At 39.3% G+C, this 16,412-nt stretch carries 19 protein-coding genes; 3 read left to right on the top strand and 16 right to left on the bottom strand.

Translation table 11 applies throughout. The features are described 5' to 3' along the window. Window positions 1-98 precede the first annotated feature (98 nt). The 9 genes from AC6I5B_RS08625 to AC6I5B_RS08585 form a co-directional block, all read right to left on the bottom strand. Window positions 99-1,421: a hypothetical protein gene (locus AC6I5B_RS08625; RefSeq protein WP_004612723.1), complete on the bottom strand. Its 1,323-nt coding sequence runs from the start codon at window positions 1,419-1,421 to the stop codon at window positions 99-101. Window positions 1,422-1,504: 83 nt separating this feature from the next. Beyond that, a complete protein-coding gene (locus AC6I5B_RS08620; RefSeq protein ID WP_004612725.1) occupies window positions 1,505-1,726 on the bottom strand; it encodes a hypothetical protein in 222 nt (73 codons plus the stop codon). A 62-nt stretch (window positions 1,727-1,788) separates the two neighbouring features. Beyond that, window positions 1,789-2,838, bottom strand: coding sequence for an ERF family protein (locus AC6I5B_RS08615; RefSeq protein WP_044987180.1), 1,050 nt, complete (start codon window positions 2,836-2,838; stop codon window positions 1,789-1,791). 23 nt (window positions 2,839-2,861) lie between these two features. Then, window positions 2,862-3,842 carry a hypothetical protein gene (locus tag AC6I5B_RS08610; protein ID WP_022250367.1) on the bottom strand — a complete coding sequence of 327 codons (981 nt, stop codon included), beginning with the start codon at window positions 3,840-3,842 and terminating at the stop codon, window positions 2,862-2,864. A 28-nt stretch (window positions 3,843-3,870) separates the two neighbouring features. Continuing rightward, window positions 3,871-4,419 carry a hypothetical protein gene (locus tag AC6I5B_RS08605; protein WP_022250368.1) on the bottom strand — a complete coding sequence of 183 codons (549 nt, stop codon included), beginning with the start codon at window positions 4,417-4,419 and terminating at the stop codon, window positions 3,871-3,873. An 11-nt stretch (window positions 4,420-4,430) separates the two neighbouring features. Beyond that, the gene (locus AC6I5B_RS08600) at window positions 4,431-4,793 is read right to left on the bottom strand and encodes a hypothetical protein (RefSeq protein ID WP_136017819.1); all 363 of its coding nucleotides are present in this window, start codon (window positions 4,791-4,793) and stop codon (window positions 4,431-4,433) included. Window positions 4,794-4,924: 131 nt separating this feature from the next. Further along, entirely contained in the window at window positions 4,925-6,187 is a 1,263-nt protein-coding gene (locus tag AC6I5B_RS08595; RefSeq protein WP_083382813.1) for a hypothetical protein, read from the bottom strand. Beyond that, window positions 6,147-6,752: a hypothetical protein gene (locus AC6I5B_RS08590; RefSeq protein WP_022250371.1), complete on the bottom strand. Its 606-nt coding sequence runs from the start codon at window positions 6,750-6,752 to the stop codon at window positions 6,147-6,149. The genes AC6I5B_RS08595 and AC6I5B_RS08590 overlap by 41 nt, the downstream gene beginning before the upstream one ends. Window positions 6,753-7,100: 348 nt before the next feature. Beyond that, window positions 7,101-7,346, bottom strand: coding sequence for a hypothetical protein (locus tag AC6I5B_RS08585; protein ID WP_497773736.1), 246 nt, complete (start codon window positions 7,344-7,346; stop codon window positions 7,101-7,103). A 100-nt stretch (window positions 7,347-7,446) separates the two neighbouring features. On the opposite strand from AC6I5B_RS08585, the gene AC6I5B_RS08580 reads away from it, so the two are divergent. Next, window positions 7,447-7,788, top strand: a complete 342-nt coding sequence (locus AC6I5B_RS08580) for a transposase (RefSeq protein ID WP_004615554.1) — start codon at window positions 7,447-7,449, stop codon at window positions 7,786-7,788. Next, window positions 7,788-8,693: an IS3 family transposase gene (locus AC6I5B_RS08575; protein WP_117788463.1), complete on the top strand. Its 906-nt coding sequence runs from the start codon at window positions 7,788-7,790 to the stop codon at window positions 8,691-8,693. The genes AC6I5B_RS08580 and AC6I5B_RS08575 overlap by 1 nt, the downstream gene beginning before the upstream one ends. Before the next feature lie 45 nt (window positions 8,694-8,738). Here the strand turns inward: AC6I5B_RS08575 and AC6I5B_RS08570 are convergent, their stop codons facing one another. The 3 genes from AC6I5B_RS08570 to AC6I5B_RS08560 all read right to left on the bottom strand — a co-directional run bounded on the left by AC6I5B_RS08570 (window position 8,739) and on the right by AC6I5B_RS08560 (window position 11,393). After that, the gene (locus AC6I5B_RS08570) at window positions 8,739-9,695 is read right to left on the bottom strand and encodes a PAS domain-containing protein (protein ID WP_497773735.1); all 957 of its coding nucleotides are present in this window, start codon (window positions 9,693-9,695) and stop codon (window positions 8,739-8,741) included. A gap of 35 nt (window positions 9,696-9,730) precedes the next feature. Further along, window positions 9,731-10,090, bottom strand: a complete 360-nt coding sequence (locus tag AC6I5B_RS08565) for a hypothetical protein (RefSeq protein WP_004612733.1) — start codon at window positions 10,088-10,090, stop codon at window positions 9,731-9,733. Window positions 10,091-10,241: 151 nt separating this feature from the next. After that, window positions 10,242-11,393, bottom strand: coding sequence for a double-cubane-cluster-containing anaerobic reductase (locus AC6I5B_RS08560; RefSeq protein WP_004612734.1), 1,152 nt, complete (start codon window positions 11,391-11,393; stop codon window positions 10,242-10,244). Window positions 11,394-11,605: 212 nt separating this feature from the next. On the opposite strand from AC6I5B_RS08560, the gene AC6I5B_RS08555 reads away from it, so the two are divergent. Then, the gene (locus tag AC6I5B_RS08555) at window positions 11,606-12,559 is read left to right on the top strand and encodes a phospho-N-acetylmuramoyl-pentapeptide-transferase (protein WP_004612736.1); all 954 of its coding nucleotides are present in this window, start codon (window positions 11,606-11,608) and stop codon (window positions 12,557-12,559) included. 48 nt (window positions 12,560-12,607) lie between these two features. Here the strand turns inward: AC6I5B_RS08555 and AC6I5B_RS08550 are convergent, their stop codons facing one another. From AC6I5B_RS08550 to AC6I5B_RS08535, 4 genes are read right to left on the bottom strand one after another with little or no spacing between them, the layout of a single operon-like run. Continuing rightward, entirely contained in the window at window positions 12,608-13,882 is a 1,275-nt protein-coding gene (locus AC6I5B_RS08550; protein WP_022250373.1) for a redoxin family protein, read from the bottom strand. A gap of 6 nt (window positions 13,883-13,888) precedes the next feature. Next, on the bottom strand, window positions 13,889-15,190 hold the full coding sequence (locus AC6I5B_RS08545; RefSeq protein WP_004613738.1) for a dicarboxylate/amino acid:cation symporter: 1,302 nt from the start codon (window positions 15,188-15,190) through the stop codon (window positions 13,889-13,891). Beyond that, window positions 15,183-16,043 carry a dTDP-4-dehydrorhamnose reductase gene (gene rfbD / locus AC6I5B_RS08540; protein ID WP_044987799.1) on the bottom strand — a complete coding sequence of 287 codons (861 nt, stop codon included), beginning with the start codon at window positions 16,041-16,043 and terminating at the stop codon, window positions 15,183-15,185. The genes AC6I5B_RS08545 and rfbD overlap by 8 nt, the downstream gene beginning before the upstream one ends. Before the next feature lie 58 nt (window positions 16,044-16,101). After that, a complete protein-coding gene (locus AC6I5B_RS08535; protein WP_004613740.1) occupies window positions 16,102-16,398 on the bottom strand; it encodes a hypothetical protein in 297 nt (98 codons plus the stop codon). Between the last annotated feature and the right edge of the window lie 14 nt (window positions 16,399-16,412).

Raw genomic sequence — 16,412 nt, 5'->3', positions numbered from 1 at the left:
ATCCCGAATCATCCACTTCTCTCCTTTCTCATGGCACTTTAAACCATGCAAAAAAGGAACTGCTTTTGCAATTCCTCTTTTGCACATTTTAAAAATAGCTATTTTCTATTTTCCCTGATTTCCTTTGTCAGCCAGTCATCAATCCCTTTTTCATGTTCTGCCCATAAACCGTCCGGATCCAGGTCCCACTGATTACGGTTGCAGGATAGAGAAAGTTCCTCACAGATATGGTATGTATGGTTACAGCCTTTTCGTATAGTATCCCGTTTCAATCTTTTTTTCGGACATTCAAAATCCGGATTCCCTTTTTTCTTCCTGTCTTCACACTCCTCACAGATTTCACTATACTTTTGGTCGCAGACAAGCCTAAGCTGCTTATCCATGTCATATACTTCCTCCACATGAGAAAGTCCACGTTTTTTTAATACTTGCAAAACCTCATACAAATCTCTCCAATTTCCAATCCCCGGATTTCCAAGGAATGTTTTTCCGGATACCTGATGGGCTATCTCTGCTTTTAAAATTCCTTCCGTTACATAAATCTCACTGCCTTCAGTTTTTCCAGATACTCCTACAATACTGCTGATTCCACACCCTTTCTTCTGGTTTGCACTAGAAAGCCATACATATTTATTTTTTCCTTTGGGATGATCCAAACGTATCTGAAATCCTGCCAGATATTTATCTACCGTATAAACAGGGCAAAGATATCCTCTGTTTCCTTCATAAAAATTAAGATCCCAGTTTCCTTCCCAATTAATATAAAAACTTGGAACACCTTCCAATCGGAATCCTTCTTTTATCAGCCGTCTCGCGATCTGTTGCGAATCCTCCTCACTGGTACTTTTATATCCCTTTTCTTCCATGTGCAGGATCATCTCCCTATCTGCCCCTCTTCTCTCCAGATCTTTGCGATGATACTCCTTCAGTTCCAGATAAGAGAGCATTTTTTTATAAACCTGATGCCGCTGTTCCAGATTCACTGGTTCAGCCAGATATTCTTTCTGTTTTCTCGCCCGTTTCTTAATCCCCTGGCTTTCTTCCTGCATTGCCTGCCGCGTCTTTTTCTTTCTGCCGGGTTCTTTCTGCTTTCTTCTATAAATTTCCCGGTATGCCTTTTTATACCGGTCTTTTCCTGTCAGATGACAAAGTTCCGCATAAAGTGTCAGCATATTATGGCCGGTTCCACAATCAAAACAATGAAAGACATTCATGATTTTTCCCTCTGCACAGATACAGATGCTTGCCTTTCCTCTTGCATCACCACAAAATGGACATACAACATTTGCTGCATTCTGGGTATCTTTTACCTGGTATCCACTTTTACAGTTTTCTAAAAATTCCATATCCAGCATCTTTGCTACATCAAAAATAGTGAACGGGGCAACCGGATCAGATTCTGTACACTTTCTTTTTTTCATACCATTTTAACCTTTCTGGAAATATCCCCTTATAAAAACGGAAAAGGCATGACCTGCACGCCTCTTCCTTATTCTTTAACTTTCTAAGCAGCTTTTTGTTCACAGCTTTCCAATAAAAGCTGTGCAGCTTCTTTCATTTTAAAATCTGACCCCCTGTATTCCTTCGCAAACCATTGCAACTGCCGGTAACCCGCTTCTGTTTCAAGCATCTCCCCAAATGTTTTTCCTTCAAACAAAGCATAAGGGCAGATTACTTTTTTGGCTTCTTCTACCGTCAGAGGTTTCTTCTCTGTTTCACTTTCCATATCTCTTTGTAACTGCAAGAAAAAGTCATCTTCATCTACCTCTTCAAAGGGAACCTCTTCTTTTACCGCTTCAAAATCTTCTGACTGCTCGGAAATAACCGATTCTTCTTTCCTGTCCTCTTCTTTATCAATTTCTTGAGATTCATCTGTCCAAAATCCTCCTCATTTTTTTGAGATTTTAAAGAAGAACTTTTTGTTTCTTTCTTCTTCTCTTCTTTTATCTTTTCTCCTGAAACATTTTCTTTTTTCTCAGGTTCCTGTACTGCTTTGTCGGCTTTCAAATCTTTTGTAGAAAGATGCTCAGATATGCCTTCTCCATCTTTCCCTAAAAATTCTGGCTGTATATCCCCTGCCTCTGATTTTTTTGTCTCTTCTTCTGTTTTCAAAGGTTCCAATGTTTCCGACAGTTCCAAGTATTGTTGTTCTTCCCTCTCCACCTCGTGATATTCTGCATCTTCTCCTGTATCTTCTGCTTCGTTTTCTTTCAAAAAATCTGCAGGATCTGGAAGGAAATCTACTTGTTTGATGTTTTCCTTCTTTTGATTCATATCTGTCACTGGTGGTTGTGATAAAGGGCTGTCTGCTATTACATCAGAAGACTCTTTCGCTGATTTCTGTGGTTTTACCGGCACTTCTATTTTTTTCTGTTCTGCATTTCCTTTCGATTTGTCCGGCCCATTTGGTGGTGTACCTTTCATATCTGGATCTTCTGTTTCCTGTTTCATACGGAATTTATATAAAAAGAAGTATTTAAACCCATACGTCCATGCTGCCCCTTTCGCTTTTGCAGGTGAATCCAGATGATCGCCTACCAATTGGATACTCACCCGTTCTTTTTCATTCAGACAATCTGCATTGACAATAAAGAAGGTAAGTTTTGCCGTATAAATCCAACTGCCATCAACTTTGCTGTAAGTTGCATCTGTTTCTTCCAATTCCTGCAAACAGATGTGATACTTTGTAAACGCTGGATTTAAAAGTTCAAAGATATCATCAATCTTTACAAAATCGTAATCTACTTCGTCTGAATAATGCTTTTTTAATAGTTTGGGCATTTCATTTGATATTGCAATCAATTTTTGCTGTAAATTCATCGTTTCTTTGTTTTCCATCCTTTGTCCTCCTATTCTTTTCATTAAGCAGCCTGTTTCTGCTCGGCCATAACATTGTAATACCAGATATTCCTTGCCCCTACCTGATAAATCTCTTCTACATCCCAGATTTTATCTACCCCATACTTTTCTTTCAGACGTTTCCTTTCTTGTCCGGATATCTGACTAAGCGGGTACTTTCCGTTTGTATTTTTTAACACCTCTGCATCGATATGGAAATATTCAAAAACACCTTGTTTCCCTCTAACAACTACGATTACGGTATGATGTACTTTTTCCAACGCATTTCTCAGCGTCCTGATTTTTTCAATCCGTTCTGGCTGTTTCTTCAATAAAAGTTGCACTTTACTGTTTACTTCTGTTTCAAAAATCCGGCGCATGGTTTCCCGATGCTGCAGTTCTCTCGCCCAGGCTTTTCCTAATTTTCGAATAACAGTCTTACGCTTTTTTAAATAACGAAAATACAGCCGGTTATCGAACACATACGTTTCTCCATTAAATGCAAATTCCGGTTGTGGAATCAGCTGGTCTGCCACAGATGTTTTTTCAAAGATCACATCTCCTGCAGCCTGTTCGATCAATTCCCGGTATTTCCATGCAACTGCTGCTCTTTCAACTGCGGTAATTGAAATCTCCTTGTTTTCCTTCTCCAGTTTCTTTTGTGCATACTCCTGAACTTTATGTTCCAAACAATGCATACAACCACGTTGGAAGCGGAATTTTTTCCCTTCTGGGATATTTAGCAAAGTACGCAGAGAATATGCAACATCTGTAAATTCAAAAGTCTTCTGGTTAAAAAGTCCGACAAAATCCATGCCCTGATATAAGTGACTAGCTCTATTTTCCATGTCTGGTCCCATATACACAAAAGTAAAACCTCGACTGGAAACCTTAGTAAACACCGCATCTCCTGTCAGAAGAGCTGGATTGTTCTTTTTTCTAAGCCATTTGAAAAATCGTTTTGCAAATGCATTGCCCTTTGCCCACTTTGGTACATTTCTCATATTCTTTTTCTCCTTTTCTGTTTGTTTTTTATACAAATGGAAGACAGTATGAAGATGCCCAATACCGTATCTTTTCCATTGTCTGCTCTTTCTCACATTCCACCCACAGCCACTCCAATAGAAATTCTGTGAGTATTTGCTGTTTCTCCTTATCCATAGTTACAAGTTCTAACCAGAAAGCTTTCATAAACCGATCTTTTTCAGAATCTGTCAATTGACCTAAAATGATTTCCAGCTGCTTTTCTGGTTCTCCTTTGATTTTCCGTATTCTGAAAATACGCTTTCTTCTGCATGTTGGAAGCGTCATAGGACAGGAGAATGCTTCTTTTGCCATATCTACTGCCCACAATTCTTCATCGTCCCATGGTGTGAATAACGACAGCCTGTAGATCCAGTGTGTAACCAGATAGGCCATATTTTTTCTGACTGTCCCTCCACGCCTTTGCAAAGCAGAAAAGATTTTCTGTATTCCCGCTTTCTCTTTACCGGCATTTTTAGCAGAAATCTCTTCTGCAATGGAAACCAGCGTCTTTGCATAATAAATGCCAAGTTCTTTCTTTCCCTTTTTGTAACCCATATTCTTTTCTCCTATATACATGGCAGCCAAATTTTAATTTCTCTAATCCAGGAAAGTTTCGGATTTTTCTTTCCTGCATCCCGAAGCCACCTCATTGCAAATCTGGTAAAATTCTGTTGTAAAGTACGATGTTCCTTCCGAAGTTTTAAGAGAAATTCCTGATACCCATTTACCGCATCTTCTTCCAGATATACGGAAAAAACAGCAGCTACCTCATTTGCATTTAACCCGTTCAGTTCAGGATACTTTCTTGTTTCTCCTTGTTTTTCTTCTAGTACCGGAAACTCTATGTCATGTTCAAAAATTTTTTTCGCAAGTATGACTGATGCTTCGTTTCTTGCATCTGTTGTTGTAAAAGCAGATAATTCCTTCATCCAATTCAGACATAAAAATGTAAACCTGTCACAAACAGGGTATTCAAGTAAGTTCCTACCAACAGATTTTCTATTGTCTGCCCATTCCATTTTATTTCCATACAGTTCTTTCTCCTTTCTTCTGCTGACTCTTAATATACAAGATCACCTGGAATGTCATATTCTCTCCACTTCACACTCAGACATTTGGCAACTTTTTCTTCCAGTTCCACCATAGCTCTACCAGATACCCCTTTACTCTGAGCAAGAAAAAGAATTTCTCCAATCCCACAATACACTTCGTATGCCGTACATGGTACATCACCAAAGGTTGCTTTATAACGATCCACAATCTCTGCAACATTCTTTTTTCCAAACCCTTGTTTTGTCATGATTCCGATTATGGTATTGACCGGATACTCTATGGAAATAGCACACAATTTTTCCACAGTTCCTTTCAATGCATTTTTATAGCATTCGAAGGTCGAAAGCAGATTTTCTGTAAACTGTTGAAATTCTACGGAATTATTATGTCGCATCCGCATATCCGAACCCAATGCAATCTTTCGTTTTCCTTCCATCAGGCTGTAAAAGATATTCGCACCTGATGCTGCTACATCAGAAGATGTAATGCGTATAGTCGCTGTGAGCTTTTCCTTTACCTGCTTTCCATACTTTTCCATGATTTCTTCATACACCTCTTCCAACCGCTTGTCTTCAATCTGCCAAGTTGCTGATACCATAGTCTGGTCTGCATAGCCCTCTAAAAAGGTGCTCTTTTTATACTCTCCGCGTATGTAAACACTGGCAAGCATAAATACTTCTGGTAAGGGATATACTTGATACCCATTTTTTTCCGCAGAGTGTACTGCACGTACCTTTCCTTCTGAAACACGAAGTAATGCTTTCCCTTTAGCAACTTTCAGACACTGATTCAATATTTCTGCAAGTACGGCAGGCCTTACATTTGACAATGCTGCACCGCTGATTCGTGCCCTGTTTTCTAAAGTCGAGATTGCAGAACTTCCCAACTGGTAAACTTCTTCCTTATCCGTTTTCAGCAAAAGGTGTGAATGGTTTTTTGTATCTTTTAATACTTCCATACAGATACATTCATCCTCACCTTTAGGACTTTCTAATAGTTGTCCTACTTCATATACACGCAGTTTTTTACTTGGAACTTCAAACCATATTGCATGCTTTTCAACCTGTTCCAGATATCGATGCAGTTCCACTTCTTTCGAAAATGATTTTGAGAAACTGTCTGCAAACCATCGTCCCGTAGGTGTATTATGCAATTTCAGGCAAATCTTCCATCCACCGTCTACTGACCGGAACTGATAGCCTTCCCGTTTCATGTGTTCTATTTCCTCCTTACTTGGCAGACTCCCTTCCCATAGAATACTTGTCTGCATACATTCGCCTCCTTCCATTTGGCTGATATACAAAAATCTCTCTGTTCCGTATAAAATACAACTGGTAATTTTCCAGACAAAGAAAAACATCAAGTCCTGTCTGTTCCTGTACTTTCTGCAGCCTGTCGATTTCTTTCTCATCATTTAAAATCTTTTTCATAGGAAGATAGCCTTCCCCTTCTTTTTCTTCCTTCTTTCCCACTGGAAAAAGGTGCATTCCCTGATACAGCAGACACTCCTTCGAATTTGAAACTGCCTTATTTTTCTGTTCGAGGATTGTAGCAATGCATTTCTTCAGATAATCCGGTATTGTCCATCCTGTCAAGACTTCAAAACAAGTTTCCACTGATTCCCGGTCTTTACTGTTCTGATGTATCTTTAAAAGATCAGCTGCAATTCCGGTAATTTCAAAATCTGCTTCTTCTAAAATATCTGCCAGCACTGTGTCTGCATCCTGAATGACCGCTTCATCGTTCATCTGCTTTTCTAAAAAAGTAAGTGTTTCAAATAATCTTCCTGTTTTCTGTTGTTTTCTTAGCTGCTCTACATCGTTCCTTTGACACATTCCTTTTTCTCCTTTCTTTTCGTTTTTTTCATGTGTTCCTCCTTTCACGCACAAAAAAAGACACAAAGAAGAACCATTGTCTTTTTGTGTCTGTCTATCTATGCGTTTTAAAACGATTGTTAAAAGTTCTCTTCCGGAAACAAATCCGGAACAAAATTTGACTTATGGAAATCATTATATTGTTTCCATATAAAATGAAGTCACCTAAAGATTAACACAATATATAGTATGTGTCAATCTCTCTATGTGCATATTTAGTATTTAACATGAAACTTCTTTCTTATCCCATATACTTGCCTAATTTTTCCCATTCAGGAGCAGAGGCATTCAGCATCTGCTCCTTTTCGTTCAACTACTCTCGTAGTCTTCTGTGATATCATTTCTTTGAACCAATACAATCTTGTTCTCCTCATCATAATATCGACAGACAATCTCTTTTCTTCTATATCCGCCCATGTCATCTGACACTCCAAAAGAAATTTGATATTCACCGTCTTCTTTGTCAAGGCGATTTATCATGTACTCCGGCTCCATACATGCGATTACCCAGTCCTGATCTTCTGAAACAACACATTCTTTGGAATACTCAATCATTGCGTTTCTATAATCTGGTGTTGTATCATAAAAGTTGACACCCTATTCTCAAGGATTTTGATATATAATCATAATCAATACGAGAACAGGAGAAAAACCTATGGCACAGAATCAAAAATCTTATGACAATGAATTTAAAGCACAGGCGGTAAAGCTTGCCCAGGAAATCGGCGGTCATAAAGCTGCTCAGGAATTAGGGATTCCAAAGGGTACTATGTACACTTGGATAAAAGCCTTCAAAGAGGGGCGTCTCAGTGCAAATGAAGCAGTTCATACGCCCAAGAATGCTTTATCCCTTAACGATGAGCTTATTGAACTCAGAAAGCGTGTAAAAGAGCAGGATAAGGAAATTCGTCGCTTAAAAGAAGAAAATGAATTCCTTGAGGAAGCAAGTGCTTTTTTCGCAGCCAGCCGTCGGAAGTCAGCAAAAAACAGAGATTAATGTTTATTGCAATCAAAACGGATGACGGCCGGATTAAGGGTAAAATTTCTTTTTATTGCAAAGTGCTTCATGTTTCAAGGCAGGCATTCAACAAATTCCTAAAAACAAAAGATACCCCTTGGAAATATCAGGCACTGGCAGATGCAATGCTTGATATTTGCAGCGAAGATGAATGCAATGACACTTATGGAAGAATCCGTATGTATCAGGCCTTACAGCTCAAACAGCCTGAGGGAGTACATATTCCCGGTGAGAGAACTGTTTATCGTGTCATGGCAGAAATTGGTCTTAATCATAAACCAAAACGTAAGCCGAATGGTATTACCAAAGCTGATAGAGAAGCCAGTAAATCCGACGATTTAATCAAGCGTGACTTCGCTGCTGAAAAGCCTCTTGAAAAGTGCATTACCGATATGACTGAAATAAAGGCTTCTGACGGGAAGCTCTATGTTTCAGCTATCTTTGACTGCTATGATTTAGCAGTATTGGGACTTGCTATGGATACAAATATGAGAGCTACCCTATGCGAACAAACCTTAGAGAATGCTTGCAAAGCTTACCCGATGCTCCGTGGAGCTATTCTTCACAGTGACAGGGGAACCCAGTATACCAGTGAGCTATATCGTAAAGCTATCAACAGATATGGCATTGTTCAAAGCATGAACAGTGCCGGTGGCAGATGCCATGATAATGCCAGATGCGAAAGCATGTGGGCACGCTTCAAAGAGGAATTACTTTATGGTCGTTACGATCCTACCTCAATGACCGTAGAGCAGTTAAAGACGCTCATCTGGAGATACTTCATCAGCTACTGGAATAATCGGAGGATCTGCTCTGCTAATGGTGGACTACCTCCAATGGTTAAGCGACAACAATACTATGCTTCGCTACAGGAGGCAGCATAAGGTCGAACATTCTTGAGAAAAAAGTGTAAACCAATATTGACAATATCAATCCCATCCTTCTTCCGGTGGCAGCGTATGTTCATCTGCGTTTCCTGAATATCGGATAAAATAGTCATTTTTCAAATCCAAATAGTAGAACCAGTCGCTGTTTTTGTATACAAACTTCTCTGCGATTGAATTTAATACATGTTCCTTATCACTGTTTCCAAATACAACATATATTTTGTCTTCTCGCCCTGGCAAGTATAAGATCTTAATCTGGATCCATTCAAACTGCTTATTTTCTTTTTCAAAACGTAAATCCAAACTCTGCTCCTTTTTTAGTGCTGCCATTTCTTTCAAATGTTTGATTTCAAAAAATTCAAGCAACTCCTGTCTTTCTGATTCTATATCCAACTGCTCTAACATTTTGGGCAACTGATCCGCTAGTTGAAGCGTATTGTCTTGATACAATTGTGTTTGAACGCCCATCGTCTTCAAAACCTGCACTTTTTCAGTGAGCAGATCAACTTCTAAAATTGCTTTATATAAATTAATAAAAGCATCTAAAATTGCATTTTTTTCTTTTGCAAGCAAAGACATTTGTTTCTTTGATTCAATATCATAAGTGATAAACAATATTTTTTTTAAATTTCCTGTCTTTACATAAAGAGCTTTTCCTTCCACCCATGTATACGTATCAAAACGTGTTTTCGTACGAAATTCTATTTTAACAATTTGATTCTCTTCTACAATCTGTGTAAGTCCTCTCTCAGAAAATACTGCCTCCACTTTCTGTATATCATCAGGATGCACGAATCTTGAAATGACAGAGAAGATATCTGTCTCCTCTGTTATTTCCGAATATTTATCTTTTCTATAAAAAATAGTGCGGATTGTGAGGTCGACTGCATCTATCTCAAATAGTTCATCACACATCTCTATGAAATAAGGAGAATACATTTTCAATTTTTTCAAATCAACAACCTTGTGTTTGTCATCCTCCCGGATTTCCAACTCCATCTGCTCTGTTACATCTTTATGAAATCCTTTTATTCTTACTCCCGCTTTATACGATTCATCCCTGAAAGCACCACATCGAACAAAAGTCCATCCTTTTTTCGGATGATACCAAGGATATCTCGCTTCTGTTGTATAATTTTTTTCAGATTATTTATAGCTTCTTCTATCATCTGAACGTAGGTAGAATCAATTCTTTCAAACCAAAATTGATGCATCTCTTCCGGTGACATTTCCTTGTCATTCCCCATGATCAAATGCATCATCGGATCTCCATACATTCTCGGCTGTCCTTCTTCGGGATACTCAATGACCCAGAAACCAACTTTCATCTTGCTGATAATATCTGTTTTATCAATGATATCCATCAGCATATCCTGATTCTTAAGAAATTCCATTTATCCTCCATTCTGTAAGTTATTTCTTTTCACTCACAAATTAAGACTTTCATCTTATAACTAACCTACCATATTATATACACTTCAAGAGAAAACTTCAAGTAAAGAAAAAGGACAGAACTTACACATTCCACCCTTTTCTCACAGTACTCTACAGCATCTCAATAAACGCTGCAATCCTTGTATTCAATTGACCAATATCTGCCTGTGAGTAATCTGTCTCCACGCTGATATATGGAATATTCTTTTTCTCGTTTACAAATCTGCGGATTCCAAGCGACTCCACATTATATGTGTGACAGGCCTGCAATATCATCTCCACAACACCGTCTACCTTGTATTCATCAATCAGTCTTCCGAGCAGCTCTAAACGATTTGGATTCGGTGTCATCACAGAACATCCTATATTTAGATATCGTCTTGCCAGAGCATCATAGATATCCGGATTCTCTTCATCTACCAGCTTATCAATAGATTTTGCACCTGTACAGCTTTCGTATGTAACAACGATTCCGCCATTCTCCTCGATTGCTTTGATGACCTTTTCTGTCGCTCCGCCAATTGGACATCCGGTCACAAGAATACGCGGTTTCTTTTCTTCCATCTTCCCTTCTGCATACTCCTGATTGATCTTAGCGACAAGTGCGTCAACTTCTGCCGGAATCTGAGAACGGTCAAACTTGAATGTACTTCCATACAATACCTTAAAAAGATCATGACCTTTGATCGGAGCCGGATCATGTTTCATTACTTCATACAGCCTTTTTAAAGAACGTCTTCCTGCATTATTCATCTTCACCGCATCACGAATCTGCTCTTCTGTAATCGTAGTGTTGAATTTTTTCTCTAAATATTCTTTGAATTTGATAATCTCTTTCTTCCAAAGCTCTAATGCATCCTCACTTTGCGAGTTTGGAAGTTCCATCAGGTATACATCTTTGAATTCTGACATATATTCATACATTTTCTTTTTCCCATCACAGGTTGTCTCCCCGACAACAACATCAGAAAAATAGAAGAACGGACATTTATCTGTCTTTGCAAAACCATAACTGGATTTGATCAATGGACATAAGTTTTTCGGCAAATCTTTTTCTGCTTCTGAAATAGTCTCGTCAGACGTAGAACATAATCCCACTGTTGCAGCGCCCATTGCAAGTGCAATCTCCTGCGGAAAATAGGTACAATAAGCCCCCACAACCGGAACACCTTTGTCTTTTAATTCTTTTACTGCCAAAAATGAATTTTTTCTCTGTTCTGCAAATTCCTCAAATACTTCTGGTAATTCTTTAATAATTTCCATGATTTTTTCCCTCTCTTGTGCTGAAATCTTATAAAATGATTGTAGCAAAACGGAATTTTCAAAGCAAATAGAATTTCCCGATAAATCTATAGGAATTTTGAATATATTTTTACATTCTCGTATTCATTTTTTCAGAATGACTTTCCATACAAAATATGTTAAAATAAAGAAAAAACCAAAGAAAGGATTGCCTATTAAGGACAAAAGAGAAAATGATGTATCAATTATTTAACAACTATTTGAATACCACTCAGCTGATCATGACCGGTATTCTCTTTACGTTTTTCATTACATTTCTCGCGCTGAAGTTTCCACTTCCTTTTTTGCCGGTGGATCAGGGACGCGAGTTTGCAATCAACGGAAAACTTTCAAAAGGAAAGATTCGAGGCGTGGGATTGACTTTTGTACTCTGTTTTATCATCAGTAGTATATTGTTTCTGCCAATTGACCGTGAGTATATCATCTATCTGATATTACTTTTCTGCGTCATGTTAAGCGGATATCTGGATGATGCAGCGGACACCCCATGGAGTGATTACAAAAAGGGATTCATAGACCTGATCATCTCAATCGTGACTATGCTGACATTCGTAAATTATAATACTACGGTGATCCACTTTTTCGAGACAGAACTTGTCATTCCGAAAGCGGTGTATGTCATACTTGGAATTATTTTGATCTGGGTATCGATCAATGTGACAAACTGCTCTGACGGAGTGGACGGACTTTGCGCAAGTCTGTGTACTGTATCACTGATTTCTTTCAGTTTGATCTTTAAAGATGTACTTGGTATGTATACAAATGCAAACTTCTTATTTGTCGCAGTTTTACTTGCCTATTTGTATTTCAACACCTCTCCGAGCAGTATGCTTATGGGAGATGCCGGATCGCGTGCGCTTGGGTTTTATCTTGCAATCATCACAGTCAAATCAGGACATCCATTCCTTTACATCCTGCTGGCAGCAGTGTTAATTGTTGACGGTGGACTAGGACTTGTGAAGATATTTTTAAAACGTTTTTTAAAAATATCAATTTTAAAAAATACTCGTACTCCGATTCATGACCACTTGAGAAAAAATCACAACTGGTCTGATACGCAAGTCGTAATTCGATTTATTATCATCCAAGTGATTTGCTCTGTACTTGCATTTCTTTTGCTTGTATAACGTATATAAAAAAATAGAATGTGACCACATTGGCACATTCTATTTTTTCTATTTGCGTTTTCCCTCCAGCGTCTGCTCAATGATATTTTTCATCATATCTTCATTCAGAGCGCCACTCACATATCCAAAAACATTCCCCTCTCGGTCAATCATAAACGTAGTAGGGAAAGAGGAAATCCCATATTCCGAGAAAAGATCTCCGGTTGTATCCATAAGTGTCGGATACGTATAACCACTTTCATCTAAAAATGCTTTAATGCCTGCTTCATCTTTTTCCTGGCCTAGTCCGGGTGCAGCTACACCTAGAATGATGACAGCATTGTCCCCTTCCGTCTCATAGGTCTCATAAAGCTTTTGAATATCCGGCATCTCGCTTCGGCACGGTCCACACCAGGTAGCCCAAAAGTTCAAAAATACAGTCTTTCCTTTATAATCAGAAAGCGTATGCTCATTTCCGAACTGATCTTTCAGTGTAAAATCAATTGCCGGAACGACAGTTTCTTTGGATTCCTCTTCCTTATTTTCTTCTTTGTCTTCCGACGCATCCTCTGATTCCTTCTCTGTCTCTTCCTGTGATTCTAAATTTGCATTTGTGCCTCCGGACAAGTAGCCGGTAAATGCATTCATTTTTCCGGTAAACATCAAAACACCCATCAGGATCATCAGCGCGCCACCTACTTTTACCGTGTATTTGACTACATTCATATGACTTTTAAAAAATTCCAAAAGCGTTGTTGTGAACAGACCAACGGCAAGAAATGGAAGTACAAATCCTACCGTGTATACGCCGATTAACATAAAACCCATAACCTTTGTGTTTGCAGACGCCGCCATTAACAAAACACTGGTAAGCGCCGGACCCACGCATGGTGTCCACGCAAAGCTGAATGTAAATCCCATGATCAATGCAGTGAGCGGAGACATCGCCAGCTTGTCCAAATGAAATGGAAGTCTGCGCTCTTTTCCAAGCACACGGCTGTTTCCAAATACGCCAAGCTGATAGAACCCAAATAATACAATAATAACACCACCGATTCTGGCAAATAGCATCTGATTTTTATTTAAAAAACTTCCAAGTGCCGATACCCCAAGACCAAGCGCAAAAAAAGCAAAACTGACGCCTATGACAAAGCAGAGCGTATGAATCATTACTTTGCTTTTTTGATAGTGTATTTTCCCATCCGCTCCCCGTTTTCCTGTACCTCCTGACAGATAGCCGATATAAAGCGGAATCAACGGCAATACACATGGGGAGAAGAAACTAAGGAGTCCCTGAAAAAATACAGTTAATGCAGGAACACTGACATCCAGTGAAAAATTCATACTTTTCTATTCCTTTCCTGATATATTTGATTTTGAAACGGAGTTTTTAAACACCTCACGATCCAGCATCTTATTTTGATGTGCCACAATTGTTGTGCAGACTGCATCCCCGGTAATATTTACTGCAGTCCTTGTCATATCCAGAATTCGGTCAATTCCCATAATCAAGGCAATACCCTCCACCGGGAGATTCACTGAATTAAATACCATAGTAAGCGTAATCAGACCAACTCCTGGAACACCGGCTGTTCCGACTGATGCAAGCGTTGCTGTTCCGATGACTGTCATGTAATCCATCATATCCAACTGAATTCCAAATGCCTGTGCGACAAACACAACTGCAACTCCCTGCATGATCGCGGTTCCATCCATATTGATGGTCGCACCAAGCGGCACTGTAAAAGAAGAGATTTTTTTGGATACACCCATCTTTTTTGCCAACGTATCAATCGACAACGGAATCGTTGCATTGGATGTCGCTGTCGAAAAAGCAAACGCCATAACCGGAAAGAAGTTCTTGATAAAAATAATCGGATTCAAACCAGTAAAAATTTTAAGCATTCCAAGATAAACGATAAAACATTGCATCGCCAGTCCAACCAGTACTGCCAGCATATATTTTAACATCGGGATAAACGCATCAAATCCGATGCCCGCAAATGTCTTTGCAATCAAGCAGAATACACCAATCGGTGCAACTGCCATAACCATCATTGTCATTTCCATCATAATGTCATTGAACTGACCAAAGAAATTCGATACAGTCTCCACCCGATCTCCGAGCTTTGCAAGAATAATTCCCACAATTAGGGCGAATACAATAATCTGCAGCATCTCACCATTGGCAAGTGCAGAAAATGGGTTCGTCGGAATGATGTTTAGCAGCGTATCTGCAAAATTGGTTGCCTCTGCGCTTCCGACATCTTTTGCCGCCTCAATGGATGAGATATCCAACCCGATTCCCGGATCGATCACATTGGCAACCGAGAGCGCCAACGCAATTGCACAAGCAGTTGTAGCAAGGTAAAACAGCATTGTTTTTACGCCGACCTGTCCCAGTTTTTTTGTATCCCCGATAGACATACTTCCGCAGACAAGCGAACAAAACACAAGCGGTGCGACAAGCATCTGCATCAATCGAATGAAGCCTTGTCCTACTACATAGAATATTCCATTGATAATAATGTCATCTCGAATCTGCCCAGACGGCACAAAATAGTGCAGAAGAACACCTGCAATCGCGCCAAGAATCAGACTTATGAAAATACGTGTGGTCAATCCAACCTTTTTCTTCTCTGTTTTACTCATCCCGTGTACCTCCATAATTCTCTTTCAAAAATATTTTTAGAGACTCCCTCCACTCTGGCATCTCCTGCATATTCAAAATTCGTAAAATAAAATTATCGAGCACCGCATATGCCGGGCGGACAGAAGAAAATTCGGATTCCTTTGTCGGTACCGGCTGAATCGTCACGTCATGATCTGTCAACCTCAGAATCTCTTTTGCAAACTCGTACCGGCTGCAGGTTCCCTTCGCCGTAATATGGTAGGTGCCATATTCGTTGGTATCCATAAGTTCCAATAACAATCTTGCGAGATCGTTGGCACTTGTCGGCGAACCAAACTGATCTGATGCAACCGGAAGCACATGCTCTGTCTTTACGCGCTCCAATAGATTGCTCACAAAATTTTTGCCTTTTCCATAAATCCAATTGCTTCGAATAATAAAATGCTTTTCTGTAAACTCTTTTACATAATTTTCACCGGCACGCTTTGAACGCCCGTAAACCGTTTTAGGATTTGTATCGTCAAACTCGCAGTATGGTTCACTACTCTGCCCGTCAAACACATCATCTGTAGAAATCTGAACTAATTTTGCACCAATCTTTCTAGCTGCAATACTCAAATTTCTTGCTCCAAGTGCATTGACTTTATATGCCAGCTCCGGATTTTTCTCACATAAAGCAACATCGGTAATTCCCGCACAGTTGATGATCACATCCGGTCTGTTGAGCTCTGCAAAATTCAACACCTCGTCAATCTCTGTAATATCTAATTCTTCCACATCTGTGTTTAACAATTCAAATGCAAGTGGATCGGCGACATCTGTAATTGCAGTTCCCACTTGTCCGCTTGCACCTGAAACCCAAATTTTCATCATGGCTCTCATGTTTTTTCCTCCTTGTATATGATAACTATTCTCAGTATAACAAATAGAACTAATCTATGTCAATTTGACGTTCAATCTCCTGAATAATCTTTTTGCTGTCAACTGCCGCGTATTGCGCTCCTTTATAGTCCATTGCAACAAACAGGGCAAACAACAAAATAGCAATAAACATGCGCACTCCAAATGTACTGTGTGATCCTGTCATCTCATGTTCCTCCTGTGTATCATACAATTTCGTATAAAACGACTGATATCTTGGATGTACCGCAGGCGGGATTTTTTTGTCACTGTAAATCGTCCTTGCCCGCCTAAGCAGTTCCTCTCTCCTTTTTTCGGATTCCGTCATATTTTTTCTCCATT

Source organism: Faecalimonas nexilis (assembly GCF_059731825.1).
The sequence above is the reverse complement of the archived record's forward strand: the minus strand, read 5'-3'. Positions and strand labels throughout refer to the sequence as shown.